Here is a 15,762-nt window from a genome sequence, read left to right as displayed (position 1 = left end):
CGATGAAGATCGCGGTGGCCGTCAATCCACAAGCCGCTTTTGGCAGCAGTAAGGCCAGCGGAGATAAGGTGCGCGGGCTGCTGCAGGCCGCTGGGCATCAGACCGTGCTGCTTCGGGAAACGAGCTACCAGGCTCTGGCCGGGCACGTTCGAAGAGTGCTCATCGAAGGTGTTGATGCTCTGCTCATGGTGGGTGGGGACGGAATGGTTCACCTAGGCGTCAACGCGCTGGCAGCCGATGGGGTTCCGCGAGTGCCACTGGGGCTGATTCCGGTGGGCACCGGCAACGACGCGGCCCGCAGCCTGGGTATTCCGTTGCGAGACCTGCCTGCCGCCGTCGACCGTTTCCTTGCCGGGGCCGAGCAACCGCGCACCGTCGACCTGGGCAAGGTGACTTCCGGGCAGCGCAGTCAGTTTTTCGCGGTATCCCTTTCGGCGGGCTTCGACGCGAGAGTGAACGAAAGAGCCAATAGCTGGAGCTGGCCGAAGGGCAGGCAGCGTTATAACCTCGCTATCGTCCGTGAACTGGCCACTTTCCGGCCGATTTCCTATCGATTAGTAGTCGACGGCGAAACCCAAGACCTCGAAGCCATGCTGATCGCGGTGAGCAATGGGCGTTCCCTGGGCGGCGGTATGAAGATCACCCCGGATGCGGAGATGGACGACGGCGAATTGGACCTCTTCGTGGTCTCACCGATGTCGAGGCTGCGTTTCATTGCGCTCTTCCCCAAAGTGTTCTCGGGGAAACACACTGGAGAGGCCGAGGTCAGCATCCGGAGGGTCCGCTCGGTGAGCATTGCGGCCAGCGGTGTGGTGGCTTACGCCGATGGCGAGCGGATCGACGCATTGCCGTTACAGATTGAAGTGCTGCCCAAAGCTCTGACACTGTGGATCTAGTGATCAACTTTCGCCCCGCCCAGCCCGAGGATTACGACGAGATCGCCCGGATCACCCGTGATTCTTATTTAGCCGCTGGGTATTTCGATTCCGCTGAGCATCCTTATATGCGGCAGATCGAGCAGGTAGAACGGCGTGCAGAGGCTGCTCAACTCTGGGTCGCCGAACGTGCTGACCAGGTGGCGGGGGCGGTGACTCTGGCCCGACACGGAGAGCGTTTCGCCGATATTGCGCTCCCCGATGAATTAGAGATGCGAATCCTGGTGGTCGACCCTGCTGCTCAGCGCTCCGGTATCGGCAAAGCTATGGTCATGGCCGTGATCGAACTCGCCAGGACGCTCGACGGCATCGAAGCGGTCAGCCTGACCACCGGGAAGGACTGGCACTCCGCGCACGCGCTCTACCGGAGCCTGGGATTTTCCCGGGTGCCCGAGCGGGACTGGCCAGTGCCGGATACCGAGATCTGGTTACAGGTTTACCGGCTGGAGCTCTGAACGCTGTTCCGCGCTGGGCATGGATAGACTAGAGGGCAACCACTGATGTTTTCTCCAGGGAGTCCCATGACTGAAATCAATCGTGACGACGTTGCGCACCTCGCGCAGCTGGCTCACATTGAGATGTCCGACGCCGAATTGGACCGGATGGCGGGCGAACTCGCCGTCATCGTCGATTCGGTGAAAACCGTGAGCGAGATCGTCGGCCCCGAGGTGCCCGCGACCTCACACCCGATTCCGCTGAGCAATGTGCTCCGTGAGGATGTGGTGGGGCATGTGCTGAGCCAAGAGCAGGCGCTCTCCGGCGCTCCGGATTCCGAAGATGGCAGATTCAAAGTTCCGGCGATCTTGGATGAGGACTGATCCCAATGACTCATATTCCGATGACTGAGCACGATGCAAGCTCATTGATCAGGCTTTCCGCCGCTGCTCTGGCTGCCAAACTGGCCGCCGGTGAACTGAGCAGCGTTCAGCTGACCCAGGCTTATCTGGACCGGATCGCTGCCGTCGACGGCCAGCTCAACGCCTTCCTGCACCTGAACGCCGAAGAGGCGCTTCGGGTCGCCGCCGAGGTCGACGCCGACCGGGCCGCGGGCAAAGAGCTTCCGGAACTGGCCGGGGTGCCGATTGCGATCAAAGATCTGATCGTCACGGTCGGCCAGCCGACCACCGCCGGTTCGAAGATTCTGGAGGGCTGGGTCAGCCCCTATGACGCCACCGTGATCGAGAAGATCCGCGCCGCCCGGATGCCGATCCTGGGTAAGACCAACCTGGATGAGTTTGCGATGGGCTCTTCCACCGAGCATTCGGCCTTCGGTCCGACCCGTAACCCCTGGGATCTGGAACGGATCCCCGGTGGCTCCGGTGGTGGCTCAGCGGCCGCCGTCGCGAGCTTTGAAGCTCCGCTGGCGCTGGGCACCGATACCGGCGGCTCGATCCGGCAGCCCGGCGCGGTCACCGGAACCGTGGGCGTCAAGCCCACTTACGGCGGCGTCTCCCGCTACGGGGCGATTGCTATGGCCTCCTCGCTTGACCAGATCGGACCGGTGAGCCGGACCGTGCTCGACGCGGCACTGCTGCACGAAGTGATCGGCGGGCACGACCCCAAGGACTCCACCTCGCTGCCCGACCCGGTGAACGGTCAGACCGGCTGCACCGGCTTGGCGGAGGCTGCCCGGCTGGGTGCCGGTGGTGATCTGAGCGGGGTGCGGATCGGCGTGGTGAAGGAACTCGGCGGTGAAGGCTACCAGGAGGGCATCGAAGCCCGGTTCCGGGAGTCTCTGGAGCTGCTGCGCGGCGCGGGTGCCGAGATCGTCGAGGTCTCCTGCCCCAGCTTCAGCTACGCGCTGGGCGCTTACTACCTGATCATGCCCTCGGAGGCCTCCAGCAACCTGGCCAAGTTCGACGGCGTCCGGTTCGGCCTGCGCACCCTGCCTGAAGAGGGGCCGCTGACCATCGAGCGAGTCATGTCGGCTACCCGGGCCAAAGGCTTCGGCGACGAGGTGAAGCGCCGGATCATCCTGGGTACCTACGCGCTCTCCGCGGGCTACTACGACGCCTACTACGGTTCCGCTCAGAAGGTGCGTACGCTGATCCAGCGTGACTTCGCCGCGGCCTTCGAAAAGGCCGATGTGCTGATCTCGCCGACCGCGCCGACCACGGCCTTCAAGTTCGGCGAGAAGATGGACGACCCGCTCGCCATGTACCTCAACGACGTGGCGACTATCCCGGCGAACCTCGCCGGCGTGCCCGGCATGTCGCTGCCCAATGGCCTGGCCGATGAGGACGGACTGCCCTCCGGCATCCAGATCCTCGCCCCGGCCCGGGAGGACGCTCGGATGTACCGGGTGGGTGCTGCCCTGGAAGCGCTGCACGAGGCGAACTGGGGCGGGCCGATCCTGGACCGCGCGCCAGAATTGAACCCTGCTGAAGCCAGCCTCGGCGAATCGGGACCCGGCGAATCGAGCACAGTTGTTGTGGAAGGAACGAAATAATGACCGACACTCTGGTTCCCTTCGACGAACTGCTGGAACGTTACGATCCGGCGCTTGGCTTCGAGGTGCACGTCGAGCTCAACACCGTGACGAAGATGTTCTCCTCGGCGCCGAACGCCTTCGGCGATGTGCCGAACACCAATGTCAACGAAGTCGATCTGGGCCTGCCCGGGGTGCTTCCCACGGTGAACAAAGCCGCGGTGGAGAGCTCGATCAAGATCGGTCTGGCGCTCAACTGCAAGATCGCCGAGTTCTGCCGTTTTGCCCGGAAGAACTACTTCTACCCGGACACCCCGAAGAACTTCCAGACCTCACAGTTCGACGAGCCGATCGCCTACGACGGCTACCTCGACATCGAGCTGGCCGACGGCACGGTCTTCCGGGTGGAGATCGAACGTGCCCATATGGAGGAGGACGCCGGTAAGCTGACCCACCTGGGTGGTGCGACCGGCCGGATCCAGGGCGCCGACTACTCCTTGGTGGACTACAACCGGGCCGGGGTGCCGTTGGTGGAGATCGTCACCAAGCCCATCTTGGGTGCCGGGGCACGCGCCCCAGAGCTGGCCAAGGCCTATGTTGCGGCGATCCGCGAGATCGTGAAGAACCTCGGCGTCTCGGACGCCCGGATGGAGCGCGGCAATGTGCGCTGCGATGCTAACGTCTCGTTGATGCCGAAGGGCAGTGACCAGCTCGGCACCCGCACCGAGACCAAGAACGTGAACTCGCTGCGCGCCGTGGAACACGCGGTGCGCTTCGAGATGGAACGGCACGCCGGGGTGCTGGACGCGGGCGAGAAGATCGTCCAGGAGACCAGGCACTGGCACGAGGACACCCGTTCCACCACCTCGGGCCGTCCCAAGTCCGACGCCGATGAATACCGTTACTTCCCGGAACCTGATCTGGTGCCCGTGGTGGCCTCGCCGGAGTGGGTCGAGGAACTGCGTGCTCAGCTGCCCGAGCCGCCCGCCGAGCGCCGTAAGCGCCTGCAGGCCGATTGGGGTTATAGCGATCTGGAGTTCCGGGACGTGGTGAACGCCGGGATCCTGGATGAGATCGAGGCGACAGTTGCCGCCGGGGCCTCGGCTGCGGTGGCCCGGAAGTGGTGGATGGGCGAGATCGCCCGCCGTGCCAAGCTGGCCGACGTCGAACCCGTGGAACTGGGCGTTAGCCCGGCTGTGGTGGTCGAGCTGCAAGGGCTGATCGACTCCGGCAAGATCAACGACAAGCTGGCCCGCGAGGTGCTCGACGGCGTGCTGGCCGGTGAGGGCTCGCCGAGCGAGGTGGTGGCCGCTCGTGGACTCGAAGTGGTCTCCGACGACGGTGCGCTGCAGAGCGCGATCGACGAGGCGCTGGCCGCGCAACCCGATGTGGCGGACAAGATCCGTGGCGGAAAAGTGCAGGCCGTCGGGGCGATCGTGGGAGGCGTGATGAAGGCCACCCGTGGTCAGGCCGACGCCGGGCGAGTGCGCGAGCTGATCCTGAAAACCCTGGGAGTCGAAGGCTAGTTACACATCGAGTGTGCAGATTTACACCTTTTAGAGGGTTCAAAACATGTAAATCTGCACACTCGGCGAAGGGCGAGGGCATGAGCGAAGAAGATCTGCGCGTCGGGATTGTGGGCTTTGGCCTGCGCGCCGGGCTGTGGCGGTACCTGGAGAGACCCGGTGAGGGTTCCCGGGTCAGCGTGGTCTGCGATACCAGCGAACGCGGCCGGGCGGATGCCGCCGCCAAGCTCCCGGGCGCGAAAGTGACCGAGAGCCTGGCCGAGCTGATCGCCGAGGGTGTGGACGCCGTCGTCGTCCTCGTACCCGACTTCGCCCACGCCGAGGTGGTGATCCCGCTACTGGAGGCCAGCATCCCGGTGTTCTGCGAGAAGCCACTGGAGATCTCCCTGGAAGCCGCCGACGCGATCCTGGAGACCGCCTACCGCACTAAAACCAGGCTCTACCTCGGCCATAATATGCGGCATATGCCGGTGATCCGGCAGCTGCGCGAGGTGATCCAATCCGGCCGGATCGGCGAGGTGAAAGCGATCTGGTGCCGGCATTTCGTCGGCAACGGCGGGGACTACTACTTCAAGGACTGGCACGCCCAGCAAGCCAAGGTGAATTCCCTGCTGCTGCAAAAGGGCGCTCACGATATCGATGTGATCCACTGGCTGGCCGGTGGTTACACCCGGCAGGTTTCTGCCATCGGTTCGCTCAGCGTTTACGGGGGAGTGGCTTCGCGGCGAGACAATACCGACCGCCGGATGGCGGATTGGTTCTCGAAAGACAACTGGCCGCCCACCGCACAGACCGAGCTGAACCCGGCGATCGACGTCGAGGACCTCTCGATGATGCAGATGGTGCTCGACAACGGGGTGCTGGCCTCTTATCAGCAGTGCATGTTCACCCCCGATTACTGGCGGAACTACACCGTGATCGGCACCGCTGGACGAATCGAGAACTACGGAGATGGCCCCGGCGGCACGATCAAGGTGTGGACCTCCCGTTCGATTTCGGGTTTGCCTGAAGCCGACGAAACCCTTGAGATCGCCGGTGACGACGAAGGCCATGGTGGAGCTGACCCCGCGCTGATCGCTGAGTTCCTGCGCTTCGCTCGCTCCGGGGGCGTCACCGAGACCAGTCCGATCGCGGCGCGGCAGGCGGTGGCCGCCGGAGTACTCGCGGCCCAGTCGCTCAGATCCGACGGCGGAGCCCGGCAGGTGCCGGAATTACCGGCCGATCTAGTGGCGTATTTCGAGGGCGGGCAACGGTAGAGTTATTGCCGTGAAAGCACTCTTCAAACCCGGTCCACAGGCCGGTTTCGAACTCGTTGACCGTCCCGAACCGCGAACCGGTGAATTCGACGTCAAAATCCGGGTCGCCACCACCGGGATCTGCGGCACCGATCTGCATATCCAAGCCTGGGACGCCTGGGCGCAGTCCACAGTCAGCGCGCCGCTTATCCCGGGACACGAGTTCTATGGCGAAGTCGTGGAGATCGGCGACGGCGTGCGGGACGTCAAAGTGGGGGACAAGGTCTCCGGCGAAGGCCATATCGTCTGCGGCACCTGCCGCAACTGCCGGGCCGGTCGCCGTCAGATGTGCATCCGCACGCTCAGCGTCGGAGTGCAGCGCGACGGTGCCTTCGCCGAGTACGTGGTGATCCCGGAGACCAATGTCTGGGTGCACCAGGATCCGGCGATCACTCCAGAACTCGGTGCGATCTTCGATCCGCTGGGCAACGCCACGCACACCGCGCTGAAGTTCCCGCTGCTCGGGGAGGACGTGCTGATCACCGGGGCCGGGCCGATCGGGCTAATGGCGATCGCCGTCGCCCGGCACGCCGGAGCCCGCAAGATCGCGATCACCGACGTCTCGGCCCCTCGGCTGGAACTTGCCCGCAAGCTGGGCGTGGACTTAGCCATCGACGTCTCGCAGATGCGGATCCGCGAAGCTCAGGCTGAACTCGGTATGCGCGAGGGCTTCGACATCGGCCTGGAGATGTCCGGCCACCCCACCGCGCTGCCCGAGATGATCGAGAACATGAACCACGGCGGCCGGATCGCGATGCTCGGCCTGCCCGCCGCGCCGATCGACATCGACTGGGCCAAAGTGGTCACTCACATGCTGACCCTGCAAGGCATCTATGGCCGGGAGATGTTCGAGACCTGGTATGCGATGAGCGCCATGCTGATGTCCAACCCGGTACTGCACGCCGGGATTTCCTCGATTGTCACCGACGTGCTGCCGGCTACCCAGTGGGAGGCCGGTTTCAACGAGGCGAAATCCGGCGTGGGTGGCAAAGTCGTGCTCGACTGGTCGGTCTTTTAGTTTTCTGGTTCAAGCGTAGTTTTTAGGAGATTCCGATGTACTCAAGCATCAAAGACCAGCTCGGCGCCGAACTGGGTGAAATCCGCGGCGCGGGGCTGTTCAAAACAGAACGGAAGATCGCCTCAGCGCAGAGCGCGCATATCGCCGCCGGGCCGCTGGACGGTGGTACCCAGCAGGTGCTGAACTTCTGCGCCAATAACTACCTCGGCCTAGCCGACCACCCCGCGCTGATCGAGGCCGCAAAGCAAGCGCTGGACGAGCGCGGCTTCGGGATGGCCAGTGTGCGCTTTATCTGCGGCACCCAGGACCTGCACCTGGAACTCGAAGCAGCTGTCTCCCAGTTCCTGGGCACCGAGGACACCATTCTGTTCTCCTCCTGCTTCGACGCCAATGGCGGGGTCTTCGAATCGCTCTTCGGCCCGGAGGACGCGATCATCTCCGACGCCCTGAACCACGCCTCGATCATCGACGGCATCCGGCTCTCCAAAGCGGCCCGCTACCGCTATGCGAACCAGAATATGGCCGATCTGGAAGCCAAACTGATCGAAGCCTCGGGGCAGAACGGCGGTGCGCAGAACGGTGCTGGTCAAGAGAACAGTGGCGCACGCCGCAAGATCATCGTCACCGACGGCGTCTTCTCGATGGACGGCTACCTGGCACCGCTCGAGGCAATCTGTGATCTGGCCGAGAAGTACGATGCCCTGGTGATGGTGGACGACTCGCACGCCGTCGGTTTCATGGGGGCCACCGGAGCGGGCACGCCCGAGCACGCCGGGGTCTCCGAGCGGATCGACATCTACACCGGGACCTTCGGCAAGGCCCTCGGCGGGGCCTCCGGTGGCTATGTCTCCGGCCGCGGCGAGATCGTCGCAATGCTGCGGCAGAAGGCCCGGCCCTACCTGTTCTCCAACTCGCTGGCTCCGGCTATCGTGGCGGCCACCTTGAAGGCTCTTGAACTGGTCCGCGATTCGGCTGGGCTGCGCGAGAAGCTCTTCGAGAACGCTGCCTTGTTCCGCCGGCGGATGTCCGAGGAGGGTTTCGAGCTGCTCGACGGCGAGCACGCCATCGTCCCGGTAATGTTCGGCGACGCCGTGCTGGCCGCCAAAGTGGCCGACGCCATGCTGGAGCAGGGCGTCTATGTCACGGCCTTCAGCTTCCCGGTGGTGCCGCGCGGTGCGGCGCGGATCCGGGTGCAGCTCTCCGCCTCGCATTCCACTGACGACGTCGAAACCTGCGTTCGCGCCTTCGTCGCGGCGCGGCAGCAAGCCGCCTGAGCGGACGCCGAATCAGCGCAAGGCTGAATCAGCACAAGGTCTCAAGGGCTCTCGGCCCTCACCGCGAATCAGCACAAGACAGAATCAGCGCCCTCAGGGCGTGCTATGCCTCTCAGTTGTGCCCCCATCCACTCCTGTGAAACCAGCTGTCCCACTGAGTGTTGCAGATGTTACGGATGAGGCCGGATTTTTGCCACATCCGCACCACCCGTAACATTCGGTGGGATGGCTGGACGAGATTCAGCGGGACAGCTGAAAGAGGGGTACTGGGCTTTGGGCTAAAGCAGCGGCTTTTCCAACCTCGACTCGGCCGCGGCCAGCAGCGAGCCGTCGTCGACCAGCACCCGGACCGCTTCGATCTCGGGCGCCAGGTACCTATCGGTTCCGGGGCCTGCGACATGCTCGCGGATCAGCGCGCGCGCCGCGGTGGTAGCGGGGGAGCCTTTGGAGCTGGATACTCCGCCGTCGCGGAAGTCCATCGCCCGGGCGGAGGTGAGGATCTCGATGGCCAGCACCCTGGTGAGCCCGTCCAGGGCGCGGCGCAATTTCAGACCGGCAGCCCAGCCCATCGAGACGTGGTCTTCCTGCATGGCCGAGGACGGGATGGAGTCGACCGAGGCGGGAGCGGCCAGTCGCTTCAGTTCGGAGACGATGCCGGCCTGGGTGTACTGAGCGATCATATGCCCGGAATCGACGCCCGGATCGTCGGCCAAGAAGGCGTTGAGCCCGTGGTTCCGGGATTTATCCAGGAACCGATCGGTGCGGCGTTCACTCATCGAGGCGACATCGGCGACGGCGATAGCCAGGAAGTCCAGGGCGTAACCTACCGGGGCGCCGTGGAAGTTACCGTTGGATTCCACCCGGCCGTCCAGGGTGACCACGGGATTGTCCACCGCTGAGGAGAGCTCATAGCCGGCCACCGATTCAACGTGACTTAGCGTGGCCCGGGCGGCTCCGTGCACCTGAGGGGCGCAGCGCAGTGAGTAAGCGTCCTGGACCCGGGTGAAGGAACCCTCCGCGCGGTTCTCGGCGATCAGTGCCGAGCCTGCCAGTACGGCGCGGATATTGGCCGCGGAATCGCGCTGCCCCGGATGCGGGCGCAGCGCGTGCAGATCCTCGGCGAAAACCGAGTCGGTGCCGAGCAGCCCTTCGACGCTCATCGCGGCGGCTAGATCGGCGATAGCAAAGAGGCGGTGCAGATCGTGGGAGGCCAGGATCAACATGCCAAGCATGCCATCGGTGCCGTTGATCAGCGCGAGGCCCTCTTTTTCGCGCAGTTCGATGGGCTGCAATCCGGCGTTGGCGAGGGCCTCGGCGGCGGGCAGTGTGACGCCGTCGCGGTCGCGCACCTCGCCCTCACCCATCAGGGCGAGTGCGCAGTGCGAGAGCGGCGCCAGATCCCCGGAGCAGCCCAGTGAGCCGTACTCGCCGATCACCGGGGTGATCCCGGCGTTCAGCAGCTCGACATAAGCTTGCGCCGTACTGGGGCGGACGCCGGTGCGGCCGGTGGCCAGGGTGGAGAGCCGGTTCAGCATCAGCCCGCGCACCACCTCGCGGTCCACCTCGGCCCCCGAGGAGGCGGCGTGCGAACGGATCAGCGAGCGTTGCAGCTGGCTGCGCAGCTCCACCGGGATGTGCTTGGTGGCGAGTGCGCCGAAACCGGTGGAGACGCCGTAGTGCGGTTTGCTGTCGGTGACTAGCTCTTCGATCACCGCGCGGGAAGCGGTCATCGCGGCGACCGACTCCTCGCTGAGCGACACCTTGGCATCGTGCCGTGCCACCGCGACTACCTGCTCGGGGAGCAGTGCGCCGACGCCGATCTCTACCTCGGTGTTCATAGTGTTCCTTTCGAGCGAAGCAGACCCCATCGAATCCGGGGTTTCGGTGGGGCAAGTCGTGCTTACCCCTGAAATCTCGATTCAGTGCGGAAGGATACTCAAAGCCCTTGCCAATTGATGAAATACACGTTTCAATAAGTGAAATACATTCCTCGGCCGAATGCAAGGGATGCATGACATAAGAAGCAGATCGTTCCAACGGCAGGAGGTCGGGTCATGGCGGAGGCGCACGCTGCCCCCTCAACAAAAACCGTTGAACGCGCGCTTAACCTGCTCGGCGTGGTCTGTGACCGCGGCAGTGTCTCGCTCGCCGAGGCGGCTCGCGACGCCGAGCTTTCGGCGTCCACCGCTTTGCGGCTGCTGCGCACCATGGAAACAGCTGGTTTCGTGCGCAAGGAGGACGACGGCTACCGGCCAGGGATGCGGATCGTGCAGCTCGGAGCTCAGGCCCTGGCCAATGAATCCCTGGTGTCGATGGCCCAGGAGTCGATGCGACGCCTGGTCGCGGCGACCGGCGAATCCGCTTATCTCAATGTCAGGTCCTCCGCCGCGGGAGACAGCCAGAACGGCATCTATATCGCGGTTCAGGAAGGCACCCACTCGGTGCGCCATTCGAGCTGGGTGGGCCGCAGCATCCCGCTCGAAGGAACCGCCGCCGGGGCCGCGCTGACCGGCCTTGGGTCGGAGGGCGGCCTCGGCTCGAAGGGCTACATTGTGGTGACCGACGGAGTGGAAGCCGATGTCACCGCGATAGCGTCACCCGTGGTGGTCGGCGGTCGAACAGTGGCGGCGCTCAGCGTGGTGGCTCCCAGCTACCGGATCAGCGCGGTCGACGCCGAGCGAATCGGTGCCCTGCTGGCGGCTGAAGCCAGCTCCATCTTGAACCCCGATCTTCAGTCAGCAACTAGCTCCAAAGACCGATCAGATCCGACAGATCAATCAGAAAGGCCGAGAGATGTCTCCCGCCGCTAATTCCAGTTTCACTCAGCACGACCCGTCCCGTTACAGCAATGGCAACACTATCCGGGCTGCCCGCGGCACCGAGCTGAGCGCCAAGTCATGGCAGACCGAAGCACCGCTGCGGATGCTGATGAACAACCTCGACCCCGAAGTCGCCGAACGGCCCGAGGACCTCGTGGTCTACGGCGGCACCGGCCGGGCGGCACGCAGCTGGGAAGCCTATGACGCCATCGTCCGCGCGCTCACCGAGCTGGAGAAGGACGAGACGCTGCTGGTGCAATCCGGCAAGCCGGTCGGCGTCTTCCGCACTCACGAATGGGCGCCTCGGGTGCTGCTGGCCAATTCGAACCTGGTGGGTGACTGGGCCACCTGGCCCGAGTTCCGCAGGCTCGAAGCCGAGGGGCTGATGATGTACGGCCAGATGACCGCCGGTTCCTGGATCTACATCGGCACCCAGGGCATTCTGCAAGGCACCTTCGAGACCTTTGCCGCCGTCGCCGCCAAGCTGTTTGCTGAAGGCCGGATCGAGACGCCGACCCTGGCCGGCACGCTGACCCTGACCGGCGGCTGCGGTGGGATGGGCGGCGCCCAGCCGCTCGCCGTCACCTTGAATGGCGGAGCCTGCCTGATCATCGATGTCAGCGAGGAACGACTGCGCCGTCGCCTGGGCAAGCGTTACCTGGACGACGTCGATACTGATCTGGAATCCGCGCTCGCCAAGGTACTCGCCGCCAAAGCGGAGAAGCGGCCGCTCTCGGTCGGCTACGTCGGCAACGCCGCCGAGGTCTTCCCCGCCCTGCTGGAACGCCACCGGGCGGGCGAGTTCCAGATCGACGTGGTGACCGATCAGACCAGTGCGCACGACCCGCTGAGCTACCTGCCAGAGGGAGTTTCGCTGGACGAGTGGCAGCGCGAGGCGCAGGGCGACCCCGAGGGCTTCACCAAGAAATCCCAGGTCTCGATGGCCCGGCACGTCGAAGCCATGGTCGGCTTCCAAGATGCCGGGGCCGAGGTTTTCGACTACGGAAACTCGATCCGCGACGAGGCCCGCAAGGGCGGCTACGAGCGGGCCTTCGCCTTCCCGGGCTTCGTGCCCGCCTATATTCGTCCGCTGTTCTGCGAAGGGCTCGGCCCGTTCCGCTGGGTGGCGCTCTCCGGCGACCCGGCAGATATCGCGGTCACCGACGCGGCGCTCAAGGAGCTGTTCCCGGAGAACCAGCACCTGCACCGCTGGCTGGACGCAGCTGCGGAGCACGTCGAGTTCGAGGGGCTGCCCGCCCGAATCTGCTGGCTGGGCTATGGCGACCGAGCCAAAGCGGGGCTGCTCTTCAACCAGCTGGTGGCCGAAGGCAAGGTCTCCGCGCCCATCGTGATCGGCCGCGACCACCTGGACTCCGGTTCGGTGGCCTCGCCCTACCGGGAGACCGAGGCGATGGCGGACGGCTCGGATGCGATCGCCGACTGGCCGCTGCTGAACGCGCTGCTCAACACTTCCTCCGGGGCCACCTGGGTGTCGATCCACCATGGCGGCGGAGTCGGCATCGGCCGCTCGATCCACGCCGGACAGGTCTCGGTAGCTGACGGCAGCGCGCTCGCCGCCGAGAAGCTGGAACGGCTGCTCACCAACGACCCGGGAATGGGCGTGATCCGGCACGTCGACGCCGGTTACGCCCGGGCCAGCGAGATCGCCGCGGAGCGCGGTGTGCGAGTGCCGATGTCTTCCTCTGAGGCACAGGAGCGGTAAGGCGGATCGTCGAAAGTGCAACTTCAATGACCGAGCAACCCCGGCTGGATGCCGGTGCGTGGATTTTCTGTAGGCGAGTTGGATTTTTCGCGCTTCTCTCACCACGAGGGTTGAAACCAAAGGTGAGCGCGCGGGAAATCTTTGCCGAGCCGGGAAAATCTTCGCTCCGGCAAGCCGACTTGAACGAAAGGCAGCAACGATGAGCACGGTCACCTCACTGCTCGGAGCGATCTCCGACGTCGGACGGGACGCCAAGCGCGGTGGCTACAGCCGCCCGGTGTACTCGGCCGCTGAGCTGGACTTGCGGTCGTGGTTCATCGCCGAGGCCGAACGCCGTCAACTGGAGGTGCAGACCGACCGGAATGGCATTATCTGGGCCTGGTACGGGCCGGAGCAGGACGGCTCCCTGGTCACCGGCAGCCACCTGGACTCGGTGCCCGGCGGCGGAGCCTTCGACGGGCCACTCGGAGTGTCTGCCGCGCTGGCCGCCGTCGACGAACTTCGAGCGCGTGGCGTCCAGCCGGGGCAGCACGGTAAGCGTTCGCTCGCGCTGACCGTCTTCCCCGAGGAAGAAGGCTCCAGATTCGGCATCGCCTGCCTCGGCTCCCGGCTGCTGACCGGTGCCATTGACGCCGATCGAGCGCGCAGCCTGAAGGATGCCGAAGGCAAGAGCTTCGCTGAGCTCTCCGCCCGGAACGGAATAGCCCCAGAACAGCTGGGGGCTGACCCGGAGGGGCTGGCGCGGATCGGCCAGTTCCTGGAACTCCACGTCGAGCAAGGTCGCGGGTTGATCGACATGGCAGCCCCGGTAGCGGTGGCCGGTTCGATCCTGGGCCACGGCCGCTGGAAGTTCACCATCTCCGGGCAGGGCAATCATGCCGGGACCACGCTGATGGCCGATCGGGCCGATCCGATGATCGCAGCTGCCCAGATCGTGCTCTCCGCCCGCAAAGTCGCCGCGGCGCAGAACGATGCCCGGGCCACCGTGGGCAGACTGCAACCCATCCCCGGAGGCACTAACGTGATCGCCTCCCGGGTGGAACTCTGGCTCGATGTGCGCCACCCGGACGACGCCGTGACCGCGGCCGTGGTGCAGAAAATCCACGGCCAAGCCCAGATCGCCGCCGCCAACGAGGGCTGCACGGTGACCCTTACCGAGGAGTCCTTCAGCTCCACCACGGGTTTTGACTCGGGCCTGCAAGCCGAGTTGCAGAGGCTGCTGCCCGGCGCCCCGGTGCTGGACAGCGGAGCCGGGCACGACGCCGGAATTCTGGCGCCCTACCTACCCGCGGGCATGCTCTTCATCCGCAACCCCACCGGTATCTCGCATTCGCCCGAAGAAGCTGTGGAAGACTCGGACGCCGACTACGCCGCCGTCGCGCTCGCCGATGTGCTGGAAGGCCTGCTATGAGCGGCGCGGTTGACCAACCGCCCGCTGAATCACGGGCAACTGAGCCGCTGAGCTATTGGTTTCCGCCCGCCGTCAACGCTCACTCGCACGCCTTCCACCGAGCACTGCGCGGCAGGACCCATGACAGCACCGGCGATTTCTGGTCCTGGCGGAGCCAGATGTACGCCGCAGCCGCTGCGCTCACCCCTGAGCTCTACGAGCAACTGGCCACCGCGGTCTACGCCGAAATGGTGACAGCGGGCTACGGTGCGGTAGGGGAGTTCCACTATCTGCACCACCACGCCGATGGCAGTCGCTATCCGCATCACGAGATGGAGTTCGCCCTCGCCCGAGCGGCGCAGAACGCGGGGATCCGGCTGACTCTGCTCGACACCTGCTACCTCGACGGCGGCTTTGAGCTGAGCGATACAGCCAAGGGTGCCAGCCGGATCCCGCCGAACCCCGTGCAACGACGGTTCAGCGACGGCGATGCCTCGGCTTGGCTGAAACGTCTCGATTCACTGCGGAACGCCATCGACGGCGAATTCGATCCGGAATACGTCCAGATCGGTGCCGCTGTGCACTCGGTCCGCGCCGTCTCGCCAGCTCAATTGCGCATCATTGCCAAGGAACTGGACCCTCAGCTTCCCTTGCACGTCCATCTCTCCGAGCAGCCGCAGGAGAACGCCGACTGCCTGGCAGCGACCGGGCTGACTCCCACCGGTCTGCTGGCCAAAGCAGGGCTGCTCGCGCCGCGGCTCTCTGTAGTGCATGCCACTCATCTCACCGAGCAGGACGTGGCCCTGCTGGGTGAGGCCGAGGTGACAGCGGTGATCTGCCCGACCACCGAAGCCGATCTGGCGGATGGCATTGGCCCGGCACTCGAACTGGCACAGGCCGGGGCGCGGCTGGCGATCGGCAGCGACCAGCATGCCGTAGTGGACCCTTGGCAGGAGATCAGGGCGCTGGAATACGGCGAACGATTGCGCAGCGGGGTGCGAGGCCGCTTCAGCCCTTCGCAGCTGCTGGAGATCGCCCATCAGGGAGGTCTGCGCTCGCTGGGACGTTCCGAAGACGACCCGATAACAGACACTCAGCAGCTCTCCGCTGACTCGGTGCGCACCGCGGGAAGTCATTCAGCCCAGCTAGTGATGAGCGCCACCGCTCAGGATGTACTGAGCGTGCGAATCGCGGGTCGGGAAAGGGCTGTGCAGGGCATTCATACGGAACTGGGCGATCCCGCGAAGCTGCTACGGGAAGCATTGAAAGCACTGGATCGGGCCCAAAATCGAACCCAGGAGGGCATCAGATGAGCATCGAATCAGCGGCGGGGCCCGGAAGCCCTGGGAAGTCC

At 65.0% G+C, this 15,762-nt stretch carries 13 protein-coding genes; 12 read left to right on the top strand and 1 reads right to left on the bottom strand.

What is annotated here, in order from left to right; translation table 11 throughout:
• Positions 1 to 2: 2 nt before the first annotated feature.
• The 8 genes from ABDK06_RS03645 (at position 3) to ABDK06_RS03610 (ending at position 8,476) form a co-directional block, all read left to right on the top strand.
• Positions 3 to 896, top strand: coding sequence for a diacylglycerol/lipid kinase family protein (locus tag ABDK06_RS03645; protein WP_394939012.1), 894 nt, complete (start codon positions 3 to 5; stop codon positions 894 to 896).
• Positions 896 to 1,390 (top strand): GNAT family N-acetyltransferase, encoded by a 495-nt coding sequence (locus ABDK06_RS03640; RefSeq protein ID WP_394939010.1) that lies wholly within the window; start codon positions 896 to 898, stop codon positions 1,388 to 1,390. The genes ABDK06_RS03645 and ABDK06_RS03640 overlap by 1 nt, the downstream gene beginning before the upstream one ends.
• Before the next feature lie 66 nt (positions 1,391 to 1,456).
• Positions 1,457 to 1,753 carry an Asp-tRNA(Asn)/Glu-tRNA(Gln) amidotransferase subunit GatC gene (gatC, locus tag ABDK06_RS03635; RefSeq protein ID WP_394939008.1) on the top strand — a complete coding sequence of 99 codons (297 nt, stop codon included), beginning with the start codon at positions 1,457 to 1,459 and terminating at the stop codon, positions 1,751 to 1,753.
• A gap of 20 nt (positions 1,754 to 1,773) precedes the next feature.
• Complete coding sequence (gene gatA / locus ABDK06_RS03630; RefSeq protein ID WP_394939006.1) at positions 1,774 to 3,384, top strand: Asp-tRNA(Asn)/Glu-tRNA(Gln) amidotransferase subunit GatA; 1,611 nt, start codon at positions 1,774 to 1,776, stop codon at positions 3,382 to 3,384.
• Positions 3,384 to 4,889: an Asp-tRNA(Asn)/Glu-tRNA(Gln) amidotransferase subunit GatB gene (gene gatB / locus ABDK06_RS03625; RefSeq protein WP_394939004.1), complete on the top strand. Its 1,506-nt coding sequence runs from the start codon at positions 3,384 to 3,386 to the stop codon at positions 4,887 to 4,889. The genes gatA and gatB overlap by 1 nt, the downstream gene beginning before the upstream one ends.
• 80 nt (positions 4,890 to 4,969) lie before the next feature.
• Positions 4,970 to 6,145: a Gfo/Idh/MocA family protein gene (locus tag ABDK06_RS03620; protein WP_394939002.1), complete on the top strand. Its 1,176-nt coding sequence runs from the start codon at positions 4,970 to 4,972 to the stop codon at positions 6,143 to 6,145.
• 10 nt (positions 6,146 to 6,155) lie between these two features.
• Entirely contained in the window at positions 6,156 to 7,202 is a 1,047-nt protein-coding gene (gene tdh / locus ABDK06_RS03615) for an L-threonine 3-dehydrogenase (RefSeq protein ID WP_394939000.1), read from the top strand.
• Positions 7,203 to 7,237: 35 nt separating this feature from the next.
• Complete coding sequence (locus ABDK06_RS03610) at positions 7,238 to 8,476, top strand: glycine C-acetyltransferase (RefSeq protein WP_394938998.1); 1,239 nt, start codon at positions 7,238 to 7,240, stop codon at positions 8,474 to 8,476.
• A 278-nt stretch (positions 8,477 to 8,754) separates the two neighbouring features.
• Here ABDK06_RS03610 and hutH read toward each other — a convergent pair whose 3' ends face one another.
• On the bottom strand, positions 8,755 to 10,314 hold the full coding sequence (hutH, locus tag ABDK06_RS03605; protein ID WP_394938996.1) for a histidine ammonia-lyase: 1,560 nt from the start codon (positions 10,312 to 10,314) through the stop codon (positions 8,755 to 8,757).
• Positions 10,315 to 10,530: 216 nt separating this feature from the next.
• Between hutH and ABDK06_RS03600 the strand changes: the two genes are divergently transcribed.
• The 4 genes from ABDK06_RS03600 to ABDK06_RS03585 all read left to right on the top strand — a co-directional run bounded on the left by ABDK06_RS03600 (position 10,531) and on the right by ABDK06_RS03585 (position 15,721).
• Positions 10,531 to 11,286: an IclR family transcriptional regulator gene (locus tag ABDK06_RS03600; protein ID WP_394938994.1), complete on the top strand. Its 756-nt coding sequence runs from the start codon at positions 10,531 to 10,533 to the stop codon at positions 11,284 to 11,286.
• The gene (hutU, locus tag ABDK06_RS03595; RefSeq protein WP_394938992.1) at positions 11,270 to 13,018 is read left to right on the top strand and encodes a urocanate hydratase; all 1,749 of its coding nucleotides are present in this window, start codon (positions 11,270 to 11,272) and stop codon (positions 13,016 to 13,018) included. Before ABDK06_RS03600 ends, hutU begins: the two co-directional genes overlap by 17 nt.
• Before the next feature lie 199 nt (positions 13,019 to 13,217).
• Positions 13,218 to 14,429 carry an allantoate amidohydrolase gene (locus ABDK06_RS03590; protein WP_394938990.1) on the top strand — a complete coding sequence of 404 codons (1,212 nt, stop codon included), beginning with the start codon at positions 13,218 to 13,220 and terminating at the stop codon, positions 14,427 to 14,429.
• The gene (locus tag ABDK06_RS03585) at positions 14,426 to 15,721 is read left to right on the top strand and encodes a formimidoylglutamate deiminase (protein ID WP_394938988.1); all 1,296 of its coding nucleotides are present in this window, start codon (positions 14,426 to 14,428) and stop codon (positions 15,719 to 15,721) included. The genes ABDK06_RS03590 and ABDK06_RS03585 overlap by 4 nt, the downstream gene beginning before the upstream one ends.
• Positions 15,722 to 15,762: the final 41 nt, after the last annotated feature.

The organism is Psychromicrobium ferritrahens (genome assembly GCF_043789415.1).
Classification (GTDB): Bacteria; Actinomycetota; Actinomycetes; order Actinomycetales; family Micrococcaceae; genus Renibacterium.
Note: the sequence above shows the minus strand (reverse complement) of the source record. Positions and strands in the feature narration are given on the sequence as shown.